The 21,726-nt window shown below is 38.0% G+C and carries 33 protein-coding genes and 2 tRNA genes; 34 read left to right on the plus strand and 1 reads right to left on the minus strand.

Annotated features, from left to right (window positions below):
• The first annotated feature begins 13 nt into the window (after window positions 1-13).
• From rpsC to mnmA, 31 genes are all read left to right on the plus strand, one after another.
• Complete coding sequence (gene rpsC, locus CALHY_RS05080; RefSeq protein WP_013402926.1) at window positions 14-682, plus strand: 30S ribosomal protein S3; 669 nt, start codon at window positions 14-16, stop codon at window positions 680-682.
• Window positions 682-1,125 carry a 50S ribosomal protein L16 gene (rplP, locus tag CALHY_RS05085; protein ID WP_013402927.1) on the plus strand — a complete coding sequence of 148 codons (444 nt, stop codon included), beginning with the start codon at window positions 682-684 and terminating at the stop codon, window positions 1,123-1,125. Before rpsC ends, rplP begins: the two co-directional genes overlap by 1 nt.
• Window positions 1,112-1,330: a 50S ribosomal protein L29 gene (rpmC, locus tag CALHY_RS05090; protein ID WP_013402928.1), complete on the plus strand. Its 219-nt coding sequence runs from the start codon at window positions 1,112-1,114 to the stop codon at window positions 1,328-1,330. The genes rplP and rpmC overlap by 14 nt, the downstream gene beginning before the upstream one ends.
• Window positions 1,331-1,358: 28 nt before the next feature.
• On the plus strand, window positions 1,359-1,619 hold the full coding sequence (rpsQ, locus tag CALHY_RS05095) for a 30S ribosomal protein S17 (protein WP_013402929.1): 261 nt from the start codon (window positions 1,359-1,361) through the stop codon (window positions 1,617-1,619).
• A 40-nt stretch (window positions 1,620-1,659) separates the two neighbouring features.
• On the plus strand, window positions 1,660-2,028 hold the full coding sequence (gene rplN / locus CALHY_RS05100; RefSeq protein WP_013290160.1) for a 50S ribosomal protein L14: 369 nt from the start codon (window positions 1,660-1,662) through the stop codon (window positions 2,026-2,028).
• Between the two features lie 22 nt (window positions 2,029-2,050).
• Complete coding sequence (gene rplX, locus CALHY_RS05105) at window positions 2,051-2,383, plus strand: 50S ribosomal protein L24 (protein ID WP_013290161.1); 333 nt, start codon at window positions 2,051-2,053, stop codon at window positions 2,381-2,383.
• A gap of 29 nt (window positions 2,384-2,412) precedes the next feature.
• Window positions 2,413-2,955: a 50S ribosomal protein L5 gene (gene rplE, locus CALHY_RS05110; RefSeq protein WP_013402930.1), complete on the plus strand. Its 543-nt coding sequence runs from the start codon at window positions 2,413-2,415 to the stop codon at window positions 2,953-2,955.
• 26 nt (window positions 2,956-2,981) lie between these two features.
• Entirely contained in the window at window positions 2,982-3,167 is a 186-nt protein-coding gene (locus CALHY_RS05115; protein WP_011917778.1) for a type Z 30S ribosomal protein S14, read from the plus strand.
• 27 nt (window positions 3,168-3,194) lie between these two features.
• A complete protein-coding gene (gene rpsH, locus CALHY_RS05120) occupies window positions 3,195-3,593 on the plus strand; it encodes a 30S ribosomal protein S8 (protein ID WP_013402931.1) in 399 nt (132 codons plus the stop codon).
• A 30-nt stretch (window positions 3,594-3,623) separates the two neighbouring features.
• Window positions 3,624-4,172 (plus strand): 50S ribosomal protein L6, encoded by a 549-nt coding sequence (gene rplF / locus CALHY_RS05125; protein WP_013402932.1) that lies wholly within the window; start codon window positions 3,624-3,626, stop codon window positions 4,170-4,172.
• Window positions 4,173-4,188: 16 nt separating this feature from the next.
• Window positions 4,189-4,557, plus strand: coding sequence for a 50S ribosomal protein L18 (gene rplR, locus CALHY_RS05130; RefSeq protein ID WP_013402933.1), 369 nt, complete (start codon window positions 4,189-4,191; stop codon window positions 4,555-4,557).
• Window positions 4,558-4,577: 20 nt separating this feature from the next.
• Window positions 4,578-5,084 carry a 30S ribosomal protein S5 gene (gene rpsE, locus CALHY_RS05135; RefSeq protein WP_013402934.1) on the plus strand — a complete coding sequence of 169 codons (507 nt, stop codon included), beginning with the start codon at window positions 4,578-4,580 and terminating at the stop codon, window positions 5,082-5,084.
• A gap of 21 nt (window positions 5,085-5,105) precedes the next feature.
• Window positions 5,106-5,549 carry a 50S ribosomal protein L15 gene (gene rplO / locus CALHY_RS05140; protein ID WP_013402935.1) on the plus strand — a complete coding sequence of 148 codons (444 nt, stop codon included), beginning with the start codon at window positions 5,106-5,108 and terminating at the stop codon, window positions 5,547-5,549.
• Between the two features lies 1 nt (window position 5,550).
• The gene (gene secY, locus CALHY_RS05145) at window positions 5,551-6,858 is read left to right on the plus strand and encodes a preprotein translocase subunit SecY (protein WP_013402936.1); all 1,308 of its coding nucleotides are present in this window, start codon (window positions 5,551-5,553) and stop codon (window positions 6,856-6,858) included.
• A gap of 38 nt (window positions 6,859-6,896) precedes the next feature.
• A complete protein-coding gene (locus CALHY_RS05150; protein ID WP_013402937.1) occupies window positions 6,897-7,544 on the plus strand; it encodes an adenylate kinase in 648 nt (215 codons plus the stop codon).
• 16 nt (window positions 7,545-7,560) lie between these two features.
• The gene (map, locus tag CALHY_RS05155) at window positions 7,561-8,304 is read left to right on the plus strand and encodes a type I methionyl aminopeptidase (protein ID WP_013402938.1); all 744 of its coding nucleotides are present in this window, start codon (window positions 7,561-7,563) and stop codon (window positions 8,302-8,304) included.
• Between the two features lie 13 nt (window positions 8,305-8,317).
• A complete protein-coding gene (locus CALHY_RS05160) occupies window positions 8,318-8,587 on the plus strand; it encodes a KOW domain-containing RNA-binding protein (protein WP_013402939.1) in 270 nt (89 codons plus the stop codon).
• A 14-nt stretch (window positions 8,588-8,601) separates the two neighbouring features.
• Window positions 8,602-8,820 (plus strand): translation initiation factor IF-1, encoded by a 219-nt coding sequence (gene infA / locus CALHY_RS05165; protein WP_013290172.1) that lies wholly within the window; start codon window positions 8,602-8,604, stop codon window positions 8,818-8,820.
• A gap of 31 nt (window positions 8,821-8,851) precedes the next feature.
• Entirely contained in the window at window positions 8,852-8,965 is a 114-nt protein-coding gene (gene rpmJ / locus CALHY_RS05170; protein ID WP_013290173.1) for a 50S ribosomal protein L36, read from the plus strand.
• A gap of 23 nt (window positions 8,966-8,988) precedes the next feature.
• Window positions 8,989-9,363, plus strand: coding sequence for a 30S ribosomal protein S13 (gene rpsM, locus CALHY_RS05175; RefSeq protein WP_013290174.1), 375 nt, complete (start codon window positions 8,989-8,991; stop codon window positions 9,361-9,363).
• Between the two features lie 19 nt (window positions 9,364-9,382).
• Window positions 9,383-9,775 carry a 30S ribosomal protein S11 gene (rpsK, locus tag CALHY_RS05180; protein ID WP_011917765.1) on the plus strand — a complete coding sequence of 131 codons (393 nt, stop codon included), beginning with the start codon at window positions 9,383-9,385 and terminating at the stop codon, window positions 9,773-9,775.
• Between the two features lie 23 nt (window positions 9,776-9,798).
• The gene (rpsD, locus tag CALHY_RS05185) at window positions 9,799-10,425 is read left to right on the plus strand and encodes a 30S ribosomal protein S4 (protein ID WP_013290175.1); all 627 of its coding nucleotides are present in this window, start codon (window positions 9,799-9,801) and stop codon (window positions 10,423-10,425) included.
• A gap of 58 nt (window positions 10,426-10,483) precedes the next feature.
• Window positions 10,484-11,458, plus strand: a complete 975-nt coding sequence (locus CALHY_RS05190; protein ID WP_013402940.1) for a DNA-directed RNA polymerase subunit alpha — start codon at window positions 10,484-10,486, stop codon at window positions 11,456-11,458.
• Window positions 11,455-11,796: a 50S ribosomal protein L17 gene (gene rplQ, locus CALHY_RS05195; RefSeq protein ID WP_013402941.1), complete on the plus strand. Its 342-nt coding sequence runs from the start codon at window positions 11,455-11,457 to the stop codon at window positions 11,794-11,796. Before CALHY_RS05190 ends, rplQ begins: the two co-directional genes overlap by 4 nt.
• A 136-nt stretch (window positions 11,797-11,932) precedes the next feature.
• A tRNA-Gln gene (locus CALHY_RS05200) sits at window positions 11,933-12,006 on the plus strand.
• Window positions 12,007-12,014: 8 nt separating this feature from the next.
• Window positions 12,015-12,090 (plus strand) — tRNA-Glu (locus CALHY_RS05205).
• 667 nt (window positions 12,091-12,757) lie between these two features.
• A complete protein-coding gene (locus CALHY_RS05210; protein WP_013402942.1) occupies window positions 12,758-12,976 on the plus strand; it encodes a hypothetical protein in 219 nt (72 codons plus the stop codon).
• A gap of 203 nt (window positions 12,977-13,179) precedes the next feature.
• The gene (locus CALHY_RS05215) at window positions 13,180-13,632 is read left to right on the plus strand and encodes an RrF2 family transcriptional regulator (protein WP_013402943.1); all 453 of its coding nucleotides are present in this window, start codon (window positions 13,180-13,182) and stop codon (window positions 13,630-13,632) included.
• A gap of 64 nt (window positions 13,633-13,696) precedes the next feature.
• Window positions 13,697-14,890: a cysteine desulfurase NifS gene (gene nifS / locus CALHY_RS05220; protein WP_013402944.1), complete on the plus strand. Its 1,194-nt coding sequence runs from the start codon at window positions 13,697-13,699 to the stop codon at window positions 14,888-14,890.
• Window positions 14,883-15,266 carry a Fe-S cluster assembly scaffold protein NifU gene (gene nifU, locus CALHY_RS05225; RefSeq protein WP_013402945.1) on the plus strand — a complete coding sequence of 128 codons (384 nt, stop codon included), beginning with the start codon at window positions 14,883-14,885 and terminating at the stop codon, window positions 15,264-15,266. Before nifS ends, nifU begins: the two co-directional genes overlap by 8 nt.
• Before the next feature lie 25 nt (window positions 15,267-15,291).
• A complete protein-coding gene (mnmA, locus tag CALHY_RS05230) occupies window positions 15,292-16,374 on the plus strand; it encodes a tRNA 2-thiouridine(34) synthase MnmA (protein ID WP_013402946.1) in 1,083 nt (360 codons plus the stop codon).
• Between the two features lie 7 nt (window positions 16,375-16,381).
• Here mnmA and CALHY_RS05235 read toward each other — a convergent pair whose 3' ends face one another.
• Entirely contained in the window at window positions 16,382-17,182 is an 801-nt protein-coding gene (locus CALHY_RS05235; RefSeq protein WP_013402947.1) for a histidinol-phosphatase HisJ family protein, read from the minus strand.
• A 93-nt stretch (window positions 17,183-17,275) separates the two neighbouring features.
• Between CALHY_RS05235 and CALHY_RS05240 the strand changes: the two genes are divergently transcribed.
• Genes CALHY_RS05240 through CALHY_RS05250 form a run of 3 tightly spaced genes read left to right on the plus strand, consistent with a single transcriptional unit; the run spans window position 17,276 to window position 21,716 of the window.
• A complete protein-coding gene (locus CALHY_RS05240) occupies window positions 17,276-18,460 on the plus strand; it encodes a CCA tRNA nucleotidyltransferase (protein WP_013402948.1) in 1,185 nt (394 codons plus the stop codon).
• A 32-nt stretch (window positions 18,461-18,492) separates the two neighbouring features.
• Window positions 18,493-19,512 carry a 2-oxoacid:acceptor oxidoreductase family protein gene (locus CALHY_RS05245; RefSeq protein ID WP_013402949.1) on the plus strand — a complete coding sequence of 340 codons (1,020 nt, stop codon included), beginning with the start codon at window positions 18,493-18,495 and terminating at the stop codon, window positions 19,510-19,512.
• Window positions 19,509-21,716, plus strand: a complete 2,208-nt coding sequence (locus CALHY_RS05250; protein WP_013402950.1) for a thiamine pyrophosphate-dependent enzyme — start codon at window positions 19,509-19,511, stop codon at window positions 21,714-21,716. The genes CALHY_RS05245 and CALHY_RS05250 overlap by 4 nt, the downstream gene beginning before the upstream one ends.
• The last annotated feature ends 10 nt before the right edge of the window (window positions 21,717-21,726 follow it).

Below are 21,726 nucleotides of genomic sequence, written 5' to 3' on the forward strand. Positions count from 1 at the left end.
AGGAGGGAAATAAATGGGTCAAAAGGTTCATCCGAAGGGGTTCAGGCTTGGAATTATTAGAGACTGGGATTCAAGATGGTTTGCAAATGACAAGGATTTTCAAAAATATGTTCTTGAAGACTATAAAATCAGACGTCACATAAAAGAAAAACTTTACCATGCAGGTATTTCGAGAATTGAGATAGAAAGAGCAGCAAAGAGAGTAAAAGTTATCATCCATACAGCAAAACCAGGTATCGTTATTGGAAGAGCAGGTTCTGGTGTGGAAGCTCTCAGAAAAGAGCTTGAAAAATTAACAGGTGGAAAGACAATATCACTTGATATAAAAGAGATTAAAGTGCCAGAGCTTGACGCTCAGCTTGTTGCTGAGAACATTGCTGCTCAGCTTGAAAAGAGAGTTTCATTTAGAAAGGCTATGAAACAGGCAATGGCAAGGGCTTTAAGGAGCGGAGCAAAAGGTATCAAAACAATGGTATCTGGGCGACTTGGCGGTGCTGACATTGCAAGAACAGAGTGGTACAAGGAAGGAAGAATTCCTCTTCAGACTCTCAGAGCAGATATCGACTACGGCTTTGCAGAAGCTCATACAACATATGGTAGAATTGGTGTGAAGACATGGATATACAAGGGTGATATTCTTCCACAGAAAGCAGCAGCTTCTGAAAAAGGAGGAGATAAGTAATGCTTATGCCAAAGCGTGTTAAGTGGAGAAAACAGCAAAGAGGTAGAATGAAAGGGAAAGCAACGAGAGGTAACTTTGTTGCGTATGGTGACTTTGGTATCATGGCGCTTGAACCTGGCTGGATTACAAGCAACCAGATTGAGGCAGCCAGAGTTGCAATTGCAAGACACATCAAAAGAGGCGGAAAGGTATGGATTAAGATATTCCCTGATAAGCCTGTTACAAGAAAACCTGCAGAAACTCGTATGGGTTCTGGTAAAGGTTCGCCTGAGTACTGGGTTGCAGTTGTAAAGCCTGGCAGAGTGATGTTTGAGGTTGGCGGTGTTGATGAAGAGGTTGCAAAAGAGGCTTTGAGGCTTGCAATACACAAACTGCCTATCAAATGCAAGATTGTTTCAAGAGAAGAAGCTAAAGTGGGTGGTGAGGCAAATGAAGGCGTCTAAGATTAGAGAGATGACAACACAAGAGCTGCATAATGAGCTTAAAAAGTTAAAAAGAGAACTGTTCAATTTGAGATTTCAGCTTGCAACAAATCAACTTGAAAATCCTATGAGAATCCGAGAAGTAAAAAGAACAATTGCAAGAATAAAGACAATAATGAGAGAAAGAGAATTAGAACAAGAAAGATCAAATAAAAATGCAAAATAAAGCAGAATTGAGTGGGGAGGGAATGTAAGTGGAGCAAAAAAGAGGTATGAGAAAAACAAGAGTTGGTGTTGTTGTAAGTGACAAAATGGACAAAACAGTAGTAGTTGCAGTTGAAAGGCTTGTTCAGCATCCTCTTTATAAAAAGACTATAAAGAGAACAACAAAGTTCAAAGCTCATGATGAGAACAATGAGTGCAGAGTTGGAGATAAAGTTTTGATTATGGAGACAAGACCACTTTCTAAAGAAAAGAGATGGAGAGTTGTTCAAATCTTGGAAAGAGCAAAATAATTAAATACAGCTTAGCTTTTTAAAGGAGGGGAAATGAAAGATGATCCAACCACAGTCAAGGCTGAAGGTTGCTGACAACACGGGTGCGAAGGAAGTAATGTGTATAAGAGTTTTAGGTGGTTCTAATAGAAAGTTTGCAAATATAGGAGATGTAATAGTTTGTTCTGTCAAAGATGCAACACCAGGTGGCGTTGTAAAAAAAGGTGACGTTGTAAAAGCAGTTATTGTCAGAACACGCAAAGGTGTAAGAAGAGAGGATGGGACATATATAAGATTTGATGACAATGCTGCAGTGCTAATAAGAGAAGATGGAACTCCAAGAGGAACACGTATTTTTGGACCTGTTGCAAGAGAGCTTCGTGACAAGGATTTTATGAAGATAGTATCTCTTGCACCAGAAGTTCTATAAGCTATTTTGAGGAGGGAAGGTTATGCCAAACAAGGTTCATGTAAAAAAAGGTGACACTGTTGTAGTTATCTCTGGCAAGTATAAAGGCAAACAAGGCAAAGTACTTACAGTATTGCCAAAAGATAAAAAAGTAGTAGTTGAAGGCGTTAATATAGTTAAAAAGCATGTAAGACCAAATCCCAAGATGCCACAGGGTGGTATAATAACTCAGGAAGCACCGATTTGGGCGTGCAAGGTAATGCTTGTATGTCCAAAGTGTGGCAAACCAACAAGGATTGGTCACAGATTTATTCAAGAAGGTGAAGAAGAAAGAAAGGTCAGAACATGCAAAAAATGTGGTGAGATAATTGACTAATTGGCAAAGTGAAGGGAGGTAAATTGTTTATGGCACCAAGACTCAAAGAAAAGTATTTTCAGGAAGTTGTTCCTGCTATGATGCAAAAGTTTGGATACAAAAATGTTATGCAAGTGCCAAGACTTGCAAAGATTGTTGTAAATATTGGTATTGGAGAAGCTAAGGATAATCCAAAGGCTTTGGAAGCAGCAGTAAATGATTTGATGGCAATTACTGGACAAAAACCAGTGGTCACACGTGCTAAAAAATCCATAGCAAACTTCAAACTCAGAAAAGGTATGCCTATAGGCTGCATGGTAACGTTAAGAGGCGATAGAATGTATGAGTTTTTGGATAAGATGATAAATCTTGCTCTTCCAAGAGTGAGAGACTTCAGGGGTGTATCAGATAAGTCTTTCGATGGTCGAGGAAATTATTCAATAGGATTTAAAGAACAGCTTGTTTTTCCTGAGATTGATTATGACAAGGTAGACAAGATAAGAGGACTTGAAGTTACTATTGTAACCTCAGCAAAGACTGACGAAGAAGCTAAAGAGCTTTTAAGACTTTTAGGGATGCCGTTTGCAAGCTAAGAAATGAAAGAGGAGGTATTACTTAGATGGCAAGGAAAGCTCTTATTATAAAACAACAAAGACCTCAAAAGTTCTCCACAAGGTATTACAATAGATGCAAGATATGCGGAAGGCCCAGAGCATATTTGAGAAAGTTTGGTGTTTGCAGACTGTGCTTTAGAAAGCTTGCTCACAATGGAGAGATACCGGGTGTTAAGAAAGCGAGCTGGTAATTTTTTAATTCGGAAGGAGGTAATAAGATGTACGTTATAGACCCGATTGCAGATATGCTCACACGTATTAGAAATGCAAACAATGCTCGCCATGAAGTTGTAGACATTCCAGCATCCAAAATGAAGAAAGCAATTGCCCAAATTTTGTTAGAAGAAGGGTTTATAAAAGATTATGAGATAATTGATGATGGTAAGAATGGGATTATCAGGATTAGATTGAAATATGGTCCTAATAAAGAAAGAGCAATAACAGGGCTCAAGAGAATATCAAAGCCAGGAAGAAGAGTTTATGCTAGCAAAGATGAGCTTCCAAGAGTGTTAGGCGGACTTGGTATTGCTATCATTTCTACATCAAAAGGAATAATGACAGATAAAAAGGCAAGGAAAGAGGGAGTTGGCGGAGAGGTTCTCTGCTACGTGTGGTAACAACACTTTATTTTTGTTGGAGGTGAAATGATGTCAAGAATAGGCAGAAAACCTATTGATATACCCAGCGGTGTTGATGTCAAGATAGATGGGAATGTCATCACAGTAAAAGGGCCAAAAGGGACACTTACAAGAAAGATACATCCTGAAATGATTGTTAAGATAGAAAACAACCAGATAATTGTTCAAAGACCTTCTGATGAGAGGTTCCACAAAGCACTGCATGGCCTTACACGAACACTTATTGCTAACATGGTAGAAGGCGTAACAAAGGGTTATGAAAAAGTATTAGAAGTTGTCGGAATAGGTTACAGAGCTCAAAAACAGGGCAAGAAACTTATACTCAATGTTGGATATTCACACCCTGTTGAAATTGAAGAGCCTGCTGGCATTACTATTGAAGTTCCTGACCAGAACAGAATAATAGTAAAAGGAATTGACAAACAACAGGTTGGTAACTTTGCTGCAAATATAAGAAAGGTAAGAGAACCAGATCCATATCTTGGAAAAGGTATCAAATATGCTGATGAAGTCTTGAGACTCAAAGAAGGAAAAGCCGGCAAAGGCGGTAAGAAATAGAGGGGAGTGATTTGGCTTGTATAAAAAGGTGAATAGAAATGAAAAGAGGCTTATAAGACACAAAAGAATTAGAAAAAAGGTTTTTGGCACAAGTGAAAGACCTCGTCTTTGTGTTTACAAGAGCTTGAAATATATTTATGCTCAGATAATTGACGATGAAAAAGGTCACACACTTGTTGCTGCATCATCGCTTGAGCCTGAAATCAAGTCAAGACTATCTTCAACAAAATCCATCGAGGCAGCAGAGTATGTAGGGAAAGTAATAGCTGAAAGGGCAAAAGAAAAGGGAATAACAAAGGTTGTGTTTGATAGAGGCGGTTATCCATATCATGGAAGAGTAAAAGCGCTTGCGGAAGCTGCAAGGCAAGCCGGTCTTGAGTTTTAATTTTAAAGGAGGGATATGGCTTGGCGCAAAAGAGAATTGATCCAAAGGGATTAGATTTAAAAGAAAGAGTTGTAAACATCAACAGAGTTGCAAAGGTTGTAAAGGGAGGAAAGAGATTAAAGTTTTCTGCTATCGTGGTTGTTGGTGATGAAAACGGTCATGTTGGTGCAGGACATGGAAAAGCTGCGGAAATTCCAGATGCTATCAGAAAAGCTATTGAGGATGCAAAGAAGCATCTAATTGAGGTGCCAATAGTTGGAACCACAATTCCACACGAAGCAATAGGTGATTTTGGAGCATCAAAGGTTTTGATAAAGCCTGCTCCAGAGGGTACTGGTGTTATTGCAGGCGGGGCTGTGAGAGCTGTATGTGAGCTTGCTGGAATAAAAGATATAAGAACAAAGAGCCTTGGTTCTAACAACCCTGCGAACGTTGTTCATGCAACAATTGAGGCATTGAAACAGCTCAGACGTCCAGAAGAGGTTGCAAGAATCAGAGGAAAGACATTAGAAGAGATACTCAAGTAAAAAAGGAGGGAACTTTTTGCTATGAAGCTTTATGAACTTAAACCCGCGCCAGGTTCTAAGAAAAGCAGAAAAAGAGTGGGACGAGGCGAAAGCTCTGGTCACGGTAAGACCTCGACAAGAGGTCACAAAGGTCAGTGGGCACGTTCTGGCGGTGGTGTTCGACCTGGTTTTGAAGGCGGGCAGATGCCACTTACCAGAAGAATTCCTAAGAGGGGCTTTAAAAATATCAATAAAAAGGTGTATACTGAAGTTAATGTAGAAAAGCTTGAGAGGTTTGACAATGACACTGTAATCACACCTGAGCTTCTTTTAAAGGAAAGGGTTATAAGCAAGATAGAAAAAGACGGCGTAAAGATACTGGGAAGAGGAGAGCTGACAAAGAGGCTGATAGTGAGAGTACAGAAAGTTTCAGAAGGTGCAAAGAAGAAGATAGAAGCTGCTGGAGGAAAGGTAGAGGTGATTTAAAGTGTTTGAAACTATAAAAAATGCGTGGAGGCTGCCCGACCTTCGAAGAAAGATTCTGTTTACGCTTTTCATGATACTTGTTTTTAGACTGGGGGCGTTCATCCCAGTCCCCTATATTGATAGGGATGCTTTGGCAAAGGTTATAAACGACCTTACAATGCTTGGGTTTTTTGATGTTGTTGCAGGTGGAACATTTAAAAACATGAGTATATTTGCGATGAGCGTAACTCCATACATTAACTCCTCCATCATTATGCAGCTTTTGACAATTGCTATACCTGCACTTGAAGAGCTTGCAAAACAGGGTGAAGAAGGAAGAAAGAAACTTGCTGAGTGGACACGATATGGAACTGCTATTTTGGCGTTTATCCAGGCAGTTGGTATCTATTTTGGCCTTAAGAATGCAACTGGGCTCACTGGCGGTGTTCCTGTTATTACAGCTCAAGGTCAGGGATTTTTGGGTTTTATCACCATAACTATTACTCTTACAGCTGGAACTGTATTTTTGATGTGGATTGGTGAACAGATAACAGAAAATGGTATAGGAAATGGTATTTCGCTTTTGATATTTGCAGGTATTATTTCAAGAATTCCAAACGGAGTTGTTTCTCTTTGGAACTATGTTGCAAAGCTAAACGAGTTTTCACTCACAAGTATTATTGGTGTGATTCTGTTTATAGTAATGGCACTTGCAATTATCGTCTTTATCATAGTTGTCCAAGAAGGTGAAAGAAGAATACCTGTACAGTATGCAAAGAGGGTAGTTGGAAGAAGAGTTTATGGCGGACAGAGCACACACATTCCTATAAAGGTCAATATTGCAGGTGTTATACCTATAATCTTTGCAATTTCACTGGTTATGCTTCCAACAACAATTGCTCAGTTTTTCCCAAATTCAGGATTCTATAAGTTTGTAAAAGCATACTTTTCATCAGGTTCGTTCTGGTATACATTCTTCTATGCATTGTTCATAATAGGGTTTACTTATTTTTACACAGCAATTGTATTCAATCCTGTTGAGATTGCTAACAATTTGAAAAACAATGGAGGGTTCATTCCAGGTATCAGACCTGGCAAACCAACTGTAGATTTTATAACAAGAGTGCTTTCAAAAGTTACCTTTGCTGGTGCGCTGTTTTTGGCGTTTATTGCTATTTTGCCAACCTTGGTTGGAATCATGTTCAAACACCAGCTTAACATCTATTTTGGTGGAACAAGCTTGCTGATTGTTGTGGGTGTTGCGCTGGAGACAATCAGACAGATGGAAGCTCAGATGCTGATGCGTCATTACAAAGGGTTTTTAAGCTAAAAAGAGTAGATTATTGTTAGTGCGGAGGTATAGTAAACATGAGGCTTATACTTTTAGGTGCACCGGGTGCTGGGAAGGGCACTCAGGCAGAATATTTGAGCAAAAGATTCTCGATACCTCATATATCAACAGGTGACATTTTGAGAGAGAATGTTAAAAATGAGACAGAACTTGGGAAAAAGGCAAAAGAATACATGGACAAAGGCCTTTTAGTTCCAGATGAGATAGTAATTGAGATTGTTAAGGACAGACTTTCAAAAGAGGACTGCAAAAATGGGTTTTTACTTGATGGTTTTCCGCGCACTATAGCCCAGGCAGAAGCACTTGATAAAGTACTTCAAGAGCTTGGTCAGAAGATTGACAAGGTTTTGAACATTGAAGTTCCAGACGAAAAGATTTTAGAGAGAATGTCTGGGCGAAGGATTTGTAAAAACTGCGGTGCAAGCTTCCATGTCATCTACAGGCCACCACAAAAAGAAGGTGTATGTGATGTATGTGGTGGAGAGCTTTATCAAAGAGAAGATGATAAAGAAGAAACTGTCAAAAAGAGACTGGAAGTTTATCATGCACAAACACAGCCACTAATTGATTATTACAAAGCAAAGGGCTTACTTGTTGTAGCTTACGGTCAGGAAGAAATAGCCGATACAACAAAAGAGGTTTTAAAAGCACTTGGCATAGAATAAGGAGCAAAGACCGAAAATGATTACTATAAAATCAGAAGCTGAGCTTGACTCAATGAGAGCAGCTGGCAGAATTGTTGCTATGGTTTTAAAAGAATTAGAAAAATTGATACGACCAGGTATCACCACAAAAGAGCTTGATGAATTTGCTGAAGAGTATATAATTAAAAATGGCGGGATACCATCATTTAAGGGATTGTATGGGTATCCTGCCTCCATATGTACCTCAGTCAATGACGAGGTAGTTCATGGAATTCCAGGTATGAGAAGGCTGGAAGATGGAGATATTATCAGTATAGACGTAGGAGTTTGTGTTGACGGACTTCATGCTGACGCTGCAAGGACCTTTGCTGTTGGAAAGATTTCTGAGACAGCAAGGTTTTTGATAAAGGTTACAGAAGAAAGCTTTTTTGAAGGTATTAAAAACGCGGTTGCTGGCAAGAGAGTTGGAGATATATCAAATAGTATACAAAGATATGTTGAAAGCCGTGGCTTCAGTGTTGTGAGGGATTTGGTGGGGCATGGAATAGGTAGAAAATTTCATGAGTCACCTCAGGTCCCTAACTTTGGCAAGGCTGGAGTTGGGATAAGGCTTATCAAGAACATGACCTTGGCGGTTGAACCTATGGTAAATGAGGGAAGTTACAAGGTGTACACTGACAAGGACGGTTGGACTGTAAAGACGCTCGATGGTAAGCTCTCTGCTCATTATGAAAATACCATAATCGTAACTGAGAGCTTGCCAGAGATAATTACATTATGAGGTGTTAATAAAGATGGGTCTTCAAATAGGGCAGATTGTTCTGTCCAAAATGGGAAGAGATAAAAATAGGTTCTTTGTAATTTTTGATATAACCGACGACGGGTATGTTTACCTTGTTGACGGGAAACTGCGAAAAATCAAAAAGCCCAAGAAGAAAAAGATAAAACACATAGCACCCACAAAGTTTGTCTCTGAAGAGATAAAAGAAAAGATACTCAAGAAAAAGCTTACTGACGCAGAGGTTGCAAAGGTGATAGAGGAATTTGAGAATAGAAAAGAGTAGGGGGTTGATAAGCCTTGTCCAAGGAGGATGTAATTGAATTAGAAGGGACTGTGGTTGAAGCACTGCCAAACGCAATGTTTCAGGTCCAGCTTGACAATGGGCACAAAGTCCTTGCCCATGTGTCAGGAAAGCTTAGAATGAACTTCATCAGAATACTTCCAGGTGATAGAGTGGTTGTTCAGCTATCACCGTATGATTTAACACGAGGTAGGATTGTTTGGAGATCAAAATAAACTCTCTTTAAAAAAGGAGGAATAAGGTAGAATGAAGGTCAGACCATCTGTGAAACCTATATGTGAAAAGTGCAAGATTATCAGAAGAAAGGGCAAGATAAGAATAATCTGCGAAAATCCAAAGCACAAACAAAGACAAGGTTAATTTATTGGAGGTGAATTTTTAGAATGGCACGAATTGCGGGTGTAGATTTACCAAGAGAAAAGAGAGTTGAGATAGCTCTGACATATATATTCGGGATTGGTCTTTCAAGATCAAAACAGATTTTAAGAGATACTGGCGTTGACCCAAACAAAAGAGTAAAAGACCTCACTGACGATGAGGTAGCTAAAATCAGAGACTATATAGACAAGAATTTCAAGGTTGAAGGTGAACTGAGAGCTGAAATTGCAAGAAACATAAAGAGATTAATTGATATAAGATGTTACAGAGGTTTGAGACATTTAAGAGGTCTTCCTGTTCGTGGTCAGAGGACAAGAACAAATGCAAGAACAAGAAAAGGTCCAAGAAAAACTGTTGGTGTTATGAGAAAGAAATCATAAGAAGGAGGAGTAAATTGATATGGCAAGACCAGCGAGAAGAACTGTCAGACGTTCAGAAAGAAAGAATGTTGAAAAAGGTATTGCACACATCCATTCAACATTCAATAATACAATTGTTACAATTACTGACCCATCTGGCAATGCTATTGCATGGGCAAGTGCAGGAACATGTGGTTTTTCAGGAACTAAAAAGGGCACACCGTTTGCTGCTCAGCTTGCAGCAGAAAAGGCAGCAAAGATGGCAATGGACCATGGTATGAGAACTGTTGAAGTGTATGTAAAAGGGCCAGGTGCAGGAAGAGAAGCTGCAATACGTGCTTTGCAAGCAGCAGGGCTTGAGGTAACACTCATAAAAGATGTTACTCCAATTCCGCACAACGGTTGCAGACCGCCAAAGAGAAGAAGAGTATAAAATTTTAGAGGAGGTGCTTTGTCTTGTCAAAATACATTGGACCGGACTGCAGACTGTGCAGAAGAGAAGGAATGAAATTATTTTTAAAAGGTGATAGATGTTATACCGAAAAGTGTGCGTTTGCAAGAAGACCATACCCACCAGGTCAGCATGGTCAGGAGAGAAAGAAGCTTTCTGAATATGGTATGCAGCTGAGAGAAAAACAGAAAGTAAAAAGAATTTATGGTGTTTTAGAGACCCAATTCAGAAGATATTTCGAAATGGCTGAAAAGATGAAGGGTATCGCTGGTGAAAATCTTTTGTCATTACTTGAAAGAAGACTTGACAATGTTGTTTACAGACTTGGATTTGCTTCCTCACGCGGAGAAGCAAGAGTTTTAGTATCCCATGCTCATTTTAAGGTAAATGGGAGAACTGTGAACATTCCATCTTATCTTGTAAAGGTTGGCGATGTAATAGAGGTTGACGAGAGAAGCAAGTCAAAAACAAGGTTTGTTGAGATAAAAGAAAAGTATGCAAAGAAGCCTTCTCCAAAGTGGCTTGAAAAGGACGCTGAGAACCTTGTAGGAAAGGTAATAGCTCTTCCAACAAGAGAAGATATTGATATGCCAATTAGAGAGCACCTGATAGTAGAGCTTTACTCTAAGTAATAAATGCCCTCGTAAAAAGGTCTGTGTGGTGTATTATTTTTAAGGAGGGTATATCAAGTTGATAGAATTTCAAAAACCAACAATAAGGTGTGAAGAGCTGAGCCCAGACAATAAATATGGGCGATATGTTATTGAGCCTCTGGAAAGAGGTTATGGTATAACAGTTGGTAATGCGCTTAGAAGAACACTTTTGTCGTCACTACCTGGTGCAGCAGTCACAGCAGTTAAGATTGATGGGGTTTTACATGAGTTTTCGACAATTCCAGGGGTCTTAGAAGATGTACCAGAGATAATACTCAATTTAAAAGGCTTGGCTATCAAGATGTCATCCCCAGGGCCAAAGGTAATGTACATTGAGGCTCAGGGTGAATGTGAAGTAAAAGCAAAAGATATAAAGGCAGATGCTGATATAGAGATTTGCAATCCAGACCATCATATTGCCACTCTTAACTCTGACGCAAGACTTTTTATGGAGATAACAGTAAATCAAGGGAAAGGTTATGTCCCGGCTGAAAGAAACAAACAGCCAAACCAGCCAATAGGTGTTATCCCTGTTGATTCTATTTATACGCCTGTTGTAAAGGTCAACTACAAGGTTGAAAATACAAGAGTTGGTCAGGTAACCGACTATGATAAGTTGACTATGGAGATATGGACAAACGGAACTATTCGTCCAGATGAGGCGCTAACCGTTGCCGCAAAGATTTTAATAGAGCATTTTAACCTGTTTACTGATCTTTCTAATATTCCTACAAAGATTGAGACAGTTGTAAAACAAGAGCCGCCGAAGAGAAATAAACTTTTAGATATGACCATAGAAGAGCTTGAGCTTTCAGTAAGGTCATACAACTGTCTTAAAAGAGCGGGGATAAACACAGTTGAGGACCTTGTCAACAAGACTGAAGAAGAGATGATGAAGGTAAGGAACTTGGGCAAAAAGTCCTTAGAAGAGGTCATCCAAAAACTTCACAGTTTAGGACTTAGCCTCAAAAAGAGTGATAGCACGCCGAAGGAGGAGGAAGAAGAGAAATGAACAAATTAAGAAAACTCAAACGCGATACAGACCACAGACAGGCCCTTATGAGAAACTTGGCAACATCTTTGTTCAAGCATGGTAGAATAATGACAACAGAAGCAAAGGCAAAGGATTTGAGAAGAATAGCTGAAAAGCTTATAACCATAGCCAAAAAAGGTGATCTTGCATCATATAGAAGAGTTTTAGGGTATTTGTATGAAGAAGATGTTGCATATGACTTGTTCCAGAAAATAGCTCCAAGATATCAAGGGAGAAATGGTGGTTATACGAGAATAATTAAGGTTGGTCCACGTAAAGGCGACGGTGCTATGATGGTTTATATAGAGCTTGTGTAAGGTCAAAGAGGCATTTTCCTCTTTGGCCTTTTTGCTTTTTAAGTTCATATTTTAATTAGCGAACAAAATTTTGCTATTTACAAAATCAAAAGTGTGTGCTAATATTATTAATGCTTTTTGATTGTTGCAAAAACGCTGCGGGATGGTGTAATGGTAGCACAGGTGACTCTGGATCACCTTGTCTAGGTTCGAGTCCTAGTCCCGCAGCCAAAAAAAATGGCCCTATCGTCTAGAGGCCCAGGACACCGCCCTCTCACGGCGGAGACAGGGGTTCGAATCCCCTTAGGGCTACCAACTAAATATAAAAGCAATTCGTCTGCTCTCAAAATTTCGAAAACAAAAGAGGGCAGACGATTTTGTTATGTTTATAAAAAGATAAAAATATAAATTAATACCAGCTATATAAATAAGTTCCTCCTCAAAAGAATGTACGGTATCCGGTAGCTATTTTTATTCCTCTTACAACAATGGAAATTAAAAGATTATTAATTGATTGAATTAATTAAGGAAGCATAAAGAAAGCTGTTTCTCACAAAAAATAGAGAGATAGCTTTTTTTATAGGCACTTCGTGCATTCTTTCGTTGTGGTAAATATTTTTTACACCTATTCGAGATTCTCTTGTTAATTTTAGTGGAAATAGCTTTATTTTTGTGATATAATAAAATTACACAAGTAATAATTTACATTATAAATAAGTTATTTGGAGCCAAGAATAGATGAAGATTATTTTTTCTTAACAGGTTCTTAAATTTTTAAGTCTACAAGATGCTAAAACAGCTAAAGGAATAATTGATGCGATTGAAAATAATTTGAGAGGGAAGCCTTTCAAGGGAGATATTAAAGTTTTAAAAAGGGACGAGAAGAGTTAAGGCTACGTGTAGGGAATATAAGAGTAATATTTATGGTTAAAGGTAATGAAGTACATATTTTGACAATCGGATATAGAGGAGATGTATATAAATGAGAAATCCCCGAGATGAACTTTATTCACTGATTGACAAGCTGACAACTGAAGATGTGATTAGCCTTTTACACATAGTTAGGAGGATAGTTACTTCAGATGAAGAATTAACAGATGAAGAAATCCAACAAATAGAATTGGCAAAAGATGAGATTTCTAAAGGGGAAGGAATAGAAATAGAGGAAGTAAAGAAGATATTGCATCTAAATTCGCAGTAAAACTCAATAAGCATGGTTTTTTGAGGATGTTTTTTGTAATAAACCTCTTTGTAAAAAAGCGAAAAGCAATAATAGATGACAAAGAAAGACCATGTAGAATGAATGGTCTTTTTTTATTTGCCCAAACTATTGACAAAAATAACTTTAAGATGTTATTATATAAATAAAACCGAGTATACAAGTCGGAATTGGAGAGATATAAGATGTTCAGGTTATCTACAAAGGGAAGATATGGTGTCAGAGCAATGTTTGATTTAGCGCTTCACTATGATGAAGGGCTTGTATCTTTGAAGAGCATAGCAGAGCGTCAGGAGATTTCTGAGCATTATTTAGAACAGCTCATTGCTGCCTTGAAAAAAGCAGGACTTGTCAAGAGTATAAGAGGTGCGCAGGGTGGCTATATGCTTTCAAGAGAGCCTTCAAAAATTACTATTGGTGAGATTTTAAGAGCTCTTGAGGGGTCACTTTCGCCTTCTGAATGTATAGATGATATAGAAAGGGTTGACTGTCCAAGAGCAGAGTTTTGTGTGACCAGAAAGGTTTGGGAAAAGGTCAAAGAAGCAATAGAAAACGTTGTTGATTCTGTGACGCTCCAGGATTTGGTTGATGATTATAAAAAGATGACAGCAGATGAGTCATACATGTTTTATATCTAAAAAATTGGGTATAATAGTTACAGAAACCCTACTAAAATGATAAAAATAATGGGAGATGATATATATGGAAGGAAAAATTATTTATTTTGACCATGCAGCGACAACTCCTCTTAAAAAGGAAGTATTAGATGAGATGATGCCGTATTTGACAGAGCAGTACGGCAATCCTTCAACAATTTACAAGCTCGGAAGAGAAGCAAAAAAAGCAGTTGAGCTTGCAAGAGAAAGAGTTGCAAAGGCCTTAAATGCAGATATTCAAGAAATTTACTTTACCTCTGGTGGAACAGAATCAGATAACTGGGCGTTAAAAGGAGTTGCTTTTGCAAATAAAGATAAAGGCAAGCATATTATAACAACAACAATCGAGCACCATGCGGTTTTGCATCCTCTGAAATATCTTGAAGGTTTAGGATTTGAAGTAACATATGTTCCTGTTGAGCCAAATGGTATTGTTGACCCTCAGAAGATAAAAGAGGCAATAAGAAATGACACTATTTTGATTTCTGTCATGCTTGCAAATAACGAAATTGGGACAATCCAGCCTGTCAAAGAGATAGCAAAGATAGCAAAGGAAAAGGGAATAATCGTTCATACTGATGCTGTTCAAGCAGTTGGGCAAATTCCTGTTGATGTAAAAGATTTGGGTGTCGACCTTTTATCACTTTCTGCTCATAAATTCTATGGTCCAAAAGGTGTTGGTGCACTTTATATCAGAAAAGGGACAAAGATTCATCCATTTTCGCATGGAGGTGCACAGGAGAGAAATAGGCGTGCTGGAACAGAGAATGTAGCAGGAATTGTTGGCCTTGGCAAGGCTATAGAGCTTGCAACTCAGAATCTTTCTGAGTATGCTGCAAAGCTTCAAAAACTGAGAGATAAGCTCATTGACGGGGTCTTAAGCAAAATTGATTATGTTCGACTCAATGGTGACAGAAATCAGAGACTTCCTAACAATGCAAACTTCTCATTTGAGTTTATTGAAGGTGAAAGCCTGCTTTTGATGCTTGACATGAAAGGAATTGCAGCATCAAGCGGGTCTGCATGTACATCCGGGTCTTTGGACCCTTCACATGTGCTTCTGGCAATTGGGCTTGAACATGAGGTTGCTCATGGATCTTTGAGAATAACACTGGGTGAAGATAACACCGAAGAAGATATAGACTATCTATTAGAAGTTTTGCCTGAAATTGTTTCAAGATTAAGAGAAATGAGTCCGCTTTATGAAAGCGTAAAAAAAGGGGGTAGTAAAAATGTATAGCGAAAAGGTTTTAGACCATTTTATGAACCCACGAAATGTTGGTGAGATTGAGAATGCAGACGGTGTTGCTCAGGTTGGCAATCCGAAGTGTGGGGATATAATGAAGATGTATCTTAAAATAGAAAATGGTATAATAGTTGATGCAAAGTTTAAAACATTTGGCTGTGGTGCTGCTGTTGCCACAAGTTCAATGGCAACAGAGATGGTGAAAGGAAAGACAATAGAAGAAGCTTTGCAGATTACTAACAAAGCTGTTGCAGAAGCTTTAGACGGTCTTCCGGCAAACAAGCTCCACTGTTCGGTTTTAGCCGAAGAGGCAATTAAAGCCGCAATTGAAGACTATCTTAGCAAGCAAAAAAGCAAAAATACCAACTAAACTTACTTTAAAAGGGTGAGATTTTTTGAAGAAAAAAGTCCTTGTTGCAATGAGTGGAGGAGTTGATTCTTCTGTTGCTGCAGCGATCTTAAAAGAAGAGGGTTATGAAGTATATGGAGCAACAATGCAGATTTGGCAAAGCGGGTGTGGTGAGGAGCTAATCACAGGAAAGAGTTGTTGTTCGCTTTACGCAGTGGACGATGCACGGAGAGTTGCTAATATACTCGATATTCCATACTATGTGTTTAATATGAAAGATGATTTCAAAAAAATGGTAATTGACTATTTCGTGGACGAATATATAAAAGGCAGAACTCCTAACCCTTGTATAATGTGTAACAGAAAAATCAAATTTGAGTTTTTTTTAAAAAAAGCGATTACTATTGGTATGGACTATATTGCCACTGGTCATTATGCAATTGTGGAATATGACAATAGTTTAAACAGATACCTTTTGAAAAGGTCAAAAGCAAAAGAAAAAGACCAGACATATGTTTTGTATAACATGACACAGGAGATGTTATCTAAAACTCTCTTTCCTTTAGGGAGATTTTCAAAGGATGAGGTCCGCAGACTTGCAGAAAAATTCAAACTTCCTGTTGCAAATAAGCCTGACTCACAGGAGATTTGTTTCATCCCTGACAATAACTATGGAAAGTTTATCGAAAAAGAAACAGGGATTAAAGAAGATGGCATATATGTAGACACAGAAGGGAATATACTTGGCAGAAGCAAAACTTATTATAATTACACAATTGGGCAAAGAAAGGGCCTTGGTATTTCAACTGGCAAGAGAATGTATGTAGTTGCTATAAAGCCTGAAGAAAACAAGGTTATATTGGGTGAGGAGGATAAAATATATGCTGATAACTTAGTTGCAACTGATTTGAACTTTATCCCGTTTGATAAATTAGAATCTGAGCTTGAAGTAACAGCAAAGATAAGGTATACTGCAAAAGAGGCAAAAGCAAGAATTATACCTATAGAAGATAATAAAGTACTTGTCAAGTTTTATGAAAAACAGCGTGCCATAACACCAGGGCAGTCTGTTGTGTTCTATAGCGGCGATATTGTTGTTGGTGGCGGAATAATAGAAAAAGCCCTCTGATGAGGGCTTATATTTTTACAAATATTGGCTCAAGATTTTCAAATTTTGTTAAATATTTAAAACCAATGCTCTTTAGCATGTCAACAGTATAATTGAACATATATGCAATGCATTCTGTAGAGTGGGCATCTGAGCCAAGCGTAATTATTTCGCCACCCAATTCATAAAATCGTTTTATGATTTTATATTCTGGATGTGGCATTCCAAGACCATATCTAAAACCAGAGGTATTAACTTCAATTCCTTTTCCTTTAAGAATAAGCAGTTTTAATATCTCATCTATCAAATCCCAATACTCTTCTTTATCTAAATCTTTGTTCTCATAATTTCCATATCGTTTGACAATGTCAAGATGACCATATACACAAAATTTGTCAAAGCTTTTGATGAAGTTCAGGGTTTCTTCAAAGTATCTTATATAAGCCTGCTGTTTTGTTTTTCCCTGATAGAAAACACCATCTGCCAAATCTTGAAAGTCTACAACATGGGTCGAGGCAATTACAAAGTCAAAGGAATAGCTGTTTAGAATCTCTAAACTTTTTTCTATAGAATGTGGTTGCAGTCCAACCTCGCTACCGAGTTTAATTTTTATCATGCTACTGTATTTTTCTTTGACAGAATAAAATTCATTCATGTAATCTTCATAGTTAATATCCCAAACAGGGTATGAAACTGGCGGGTATAAAAGGTCCATATGGTCTGTAAAAGCTATCTCGTCAAGGTTGAGTTCTATAGCTTTTTTTACAGCATCTTCCATACTCATATTTGAGTCAGATGAAAAGTTAGAATGAATGTGGTAGTCAAACATAGCAAGTCATCTCCTTTAAAAAGAGTTTTTTGCATACAATCAAATTGTATGATATTTTATTGACAATAGCAATTGTTAAAAAGGGTGATTTTTATGATTCAGCTAAAAGGTGAACCGATGAAGGTAATTAGGACATTAAATCAGCATGGATTTAAAGCATATTTGGTTGGTGGATGTGTGAGAGATTATCTGCTTGGGAAAGAACCTCAAGATTTTGACATTGCAACAGATGCAAAACCTGAAGATGTAATTCATCTTTTTGAAAAGACCATTCCAACAGGTATAAAACATGGAACGGTAACAGTGATTATAAATGGAGTCAAGATAGAGGTTACCACATTTAGAATAGAAAAGGAATATAAAAACCACAGATGGCCAAAAGTAGAGTTCATAAACAGTCTTTTTGAAGACCTCAGAAGAAGGGATTTTACTATAAATGCCATGGCATATCATCCGGATGAAGGACTTATAGATTATTTCGGTGGAATTGAGGACTTGAAGAATAAAATTGTTAGATGTGTTGGCAATCCACACGAAAGATTTTTTGAAGATGCACTGAGAATTTTGAGGTGTATAAGGTTTGTAACGCAGCTAAGTTTTGTCATAGAAAATGAAACTTTTGAGGCACTGAAAAGCCTAAAAGATCTTTTAAAAAAAATCTCAAAGGAAAGAATAAATATAGAACTATCAAAGACTTTGGAAAGCAAAAATTCTTCTTACGGGCTTAAACTTCTTTATGAAAGCGGTGTGGGTAGTATTATAATTTCTGAGTATTCGCAAATATACCTTTATTTAAGCCAAGTAGAGTTTGATTTTATTCCTACAAAATTCAAAGTTCCTGCCTTTTTTGCCTGCTTGAAAGATAATACATTAATTGAGAAACTAATGAGAGATTTGAAGTTTGAAAAAAAGAAAATTAATGCTGCTGCTAAACTCTGCAATTATTTAACCATGGAATGCTCTCAAGATAAACTTGTCAAAAAGATTTTTTTCGAGGAGGAAAAAGAAGCTGAAGAAATTCTGACAACCATTTCTATTTTAAAATCAGACCATAGAATTTTACAAATATTCAATGATTTAAAAAGAGAAAATAAGCTCATCCACAAAAAAGATGTTCAGCTCAGAGGAGAAGACTTGCTAATTTTAGGTTTGAAGGGTGAAATGATAGGCAAGGTCTTAAAGAGTGTATATGAATATATCTTAGAAAATCCTGAGAAAAATAATAAAGACGAAATATTAAACTATGTTAATTTGTATCTTCAGCAGGGTAAAAATTAATAAACAGAATTTTTAAACGAGGAGATGAGCGAATGTTACCTACTACAAACGAACTTGGATACTACGAAATTCGACTTGAAAGTATTGGCGGACTTGGTGCAAATGTTGCGGGCAAGATTTTGGCTGAGGCAGGTGTTGTTGGAAGTGGACTGAATGCCTTAAATTTTGCAAGTTATGGCTCTGAAAAGAAAGGTTCACCTGTAAAGTCGTATATAAGATTTGCTCCAAAGGAAAAACAGATAAGAATTAATTCGCCTGTTGTTCAGCCTCATTTGGTTGCTATATTTCACGAGAATATGGTAAATACAAACCCCGTCACACAAGGACTTAGAAAAGATGGAATAGTTATCCTGAATACAAACAAGAGCGTGGATGAGGCTCGTGACTTTTTGAAACTTGCAAGTGGCACGGTGGCAATAGTGGATGCAATAAGGATTGCCCTTGAAGTTAAAACGAGGATTAACATGGTTATGCTTGGTGCAATTGTAAGAATGCTTGGGTTTATCAGCTTAGATAGCGTGAAAGAGATTGTTAAACAAACTTTTGAGAAAAAATATCCACAGACAATTGCGTCCAACATGGCAGGTCTTGAAGCTGGATATAACCAGGTAGAATCTAAGTTTTTTGAATATGATGGTAATTACCAATACGTAGAGTACCAAGAAGAAAGAAGACCTATGGGATACAAAAACGCTCCAATTGGAGGAACTATTGTAGAGTATGCAAACACAATAACAAAAAACAATATAACCAGCAGGATTGGGAAAATTCCTGTGTTTATAAAAGAAAAATGCATCAACTGTGGGCTTTGTGAAACTACGTGTCCTGATTATGTCTTTGTTTGGGATAGAAGGATTGAAAATGGTAAGTTAAAAATGTTTAATCTGGGACCTGATTATCAATATTGTAAAGGGTGTCTAAGATGTGTTGATGTATGCCCAACAGCTGCACTTGTTGAAGGAATTGAAAGGGAATATGACATAGGAAAAATCTCTGCAAAACATGATTTTGATATATACGAAAAATGGTATGAGGATGGTGAGAAGAGATGATAAAACCACAAGAGACAATCTTTGAAAGTGGAAATGAAATGGCGGCTTTGGCTGCATCACAAATAAATTATCATATTATGGGATACTATCCGATAACACCTTCTACCCAGATTGCTGAAGAACTTGACCAGATGCGGGCAGATGGACTTCATGATATTTTATTGATTGCGGCAGACGGTGAACATGGTGCTGCAGGGATCTGTTACGGTGCTTCTTTGGGCGGTGGCAGAGTTTTTAATGCAACAAGTGCAAATGGGCTAATGTATGCTTTAGAACAGCTTCCTGTTCAATCTGGAACAAGATTTCCAATGGTATTAAATCTTGTTACACGTTCAATTTCTGGACCTCTTGACATAAAAGGTGACCATAGCGATTTAATGTTCACGTTAAATACTGGCTGGATAATACTTCTTGCTAAAGATCCGCAAAGAGTCTACGACATGAACATAATGGCAGTAAAGATTGGTGAACATCCTGATGTAAATCTTCCTGTAATTGTTGCATATGACGGATTTTTTACAAGCCATCAAAAGAGGGTTGTGAGCTATTTTAAGAATAAAGAAGATGTTCAGGAGTTTGTTGGTAAGCTCCCGCCAAAGCGAGTAGTTGCAATAGATCCTGAGAACCCTGTTACAATTGGACCTTATATGAACGAACCCGACCTTATAAACAACAAATATCAACTCAGCAAGGCAATGGATAAAGCGTATGAAATAATTCCACAAGTATTCGAGGAATTTTATAAGATTAGCGGTAGAAAATATGAGCTGGTTGAAGGATATAGAATGGAAGATGCAGAAATAGCTATATTTGTTTTGAATTCCACTTATGATACCGTATGTGAAGCTGTTGACATTTTAAGACAGAAAGGTATAAAAGTTGGCGTTGCAACAACAAACGTATTGCGACCATGGCCAAAAAGAGAAATCCAGGAGCTTTTGAAAAATGTAAAGCTTCTTGCAGTGTTAGACAGGCAAGAAAGCTACGGTGCAAAAGGTGGCAATATGACAATTGAAATCAAAGCAACACTTCAAGAGCTTGAAAAAGGTCCAAAAGTAATCAGCAGAATCTATGGACTTGGTGGCAAGGACTTTTTCCTGGAAGATGCTCTGACTCTCTTTGAAGATATGAACCTTGTACTTGAAGGCAAAAAAGAAATACCAGATTTTGATTATATCGGAGCATACCCAGGAGATGAAAATTATGTTCCTAAAAGGTATATGAAACCTATAAAAGCAGAATGGACCAAGAACATTCTACTGAACACGCGTGATTTGACAGCAATGCCAAAACGAATTGTTCCTGGCCATGGCGCATGTCCTGGCTGTGGTATATTCCCTAACTTGAATCTTCTTTTGAAAGGGATTGAAGGTGATGTAGTTCTTCTTTTCCATACGGGTTGTGGCATGGTTGTAACTACTGCTTATCCTCAAACAGCTTTCAGGACAACTTATGTGCACAACCTTTTCCAAAACGGTGCAGCAACACTTTCTGGACTTGTTGAGATGTACAACCAGAGAAGGAAGAGAGGAGAAATTCCTGACAGGGACCTGACATTTATCCTTGTGACAGGTGATGGCGGTAACGACATAGGTATGGGTCCTACAATTGGTGCTGCGCTGAGAAACCACAAGATGATTATATTTGAGTACGACAATGGGGGCTACATGAATACAGGGTACCAGCTTTCGTACACCACGCCTTACGGAGCGTCTACATCAACTTCACATGTCGGGAAGGCTCAGTTTGGAAAATCGACCTTCCATAAAGACACTCCTCAGATAATGGCGGCTACAAATATTCCATACGTTGCCACAGTGGCAGAGTCTGACCCTATTGATTTTGTCAAAAAAGCTAGAAAAGCTCAGAAAATCATGAGAGAAGAGGGACTTGTATATATCAAGGCGCTGTCGGCTTGCCCGCTTAACTGGGGTGATGAACCATCAAAGGAGAGAAGAGTTATTCAGGCGGCTGTTGATTGTTGTTTCCACCCGCTTTATGAGATTGATCATGGCAAAACCACTATAACATATGACCCGGAGAAAAAGGGCAAGAAAATCCCTGTTATTGAATGGTTTTCAATGATGGGAAGAACTAAACACCTTACACGACCAGAGTACAAACATGTCGTTGAAGAATTCCAAGCAGAAGTTGATAGAAGATGGGAAAGACTGAAAGCAAGACATGAACATCCTCTCTTGTAATGGACTACAA

Origin of the sequence: Caldicellulosiruptor hydrothermalis 108 (assembly GCF_000166355.1) — a bacterium.
GTDB lineage: Bacteria > Bacillota > Thermoanaerobacteria > Caldicellulosiruptorales > Caldicellulosiruptoraceae > Caldicellulosiruptor > Caldicellulosiruptor hydrothermalis.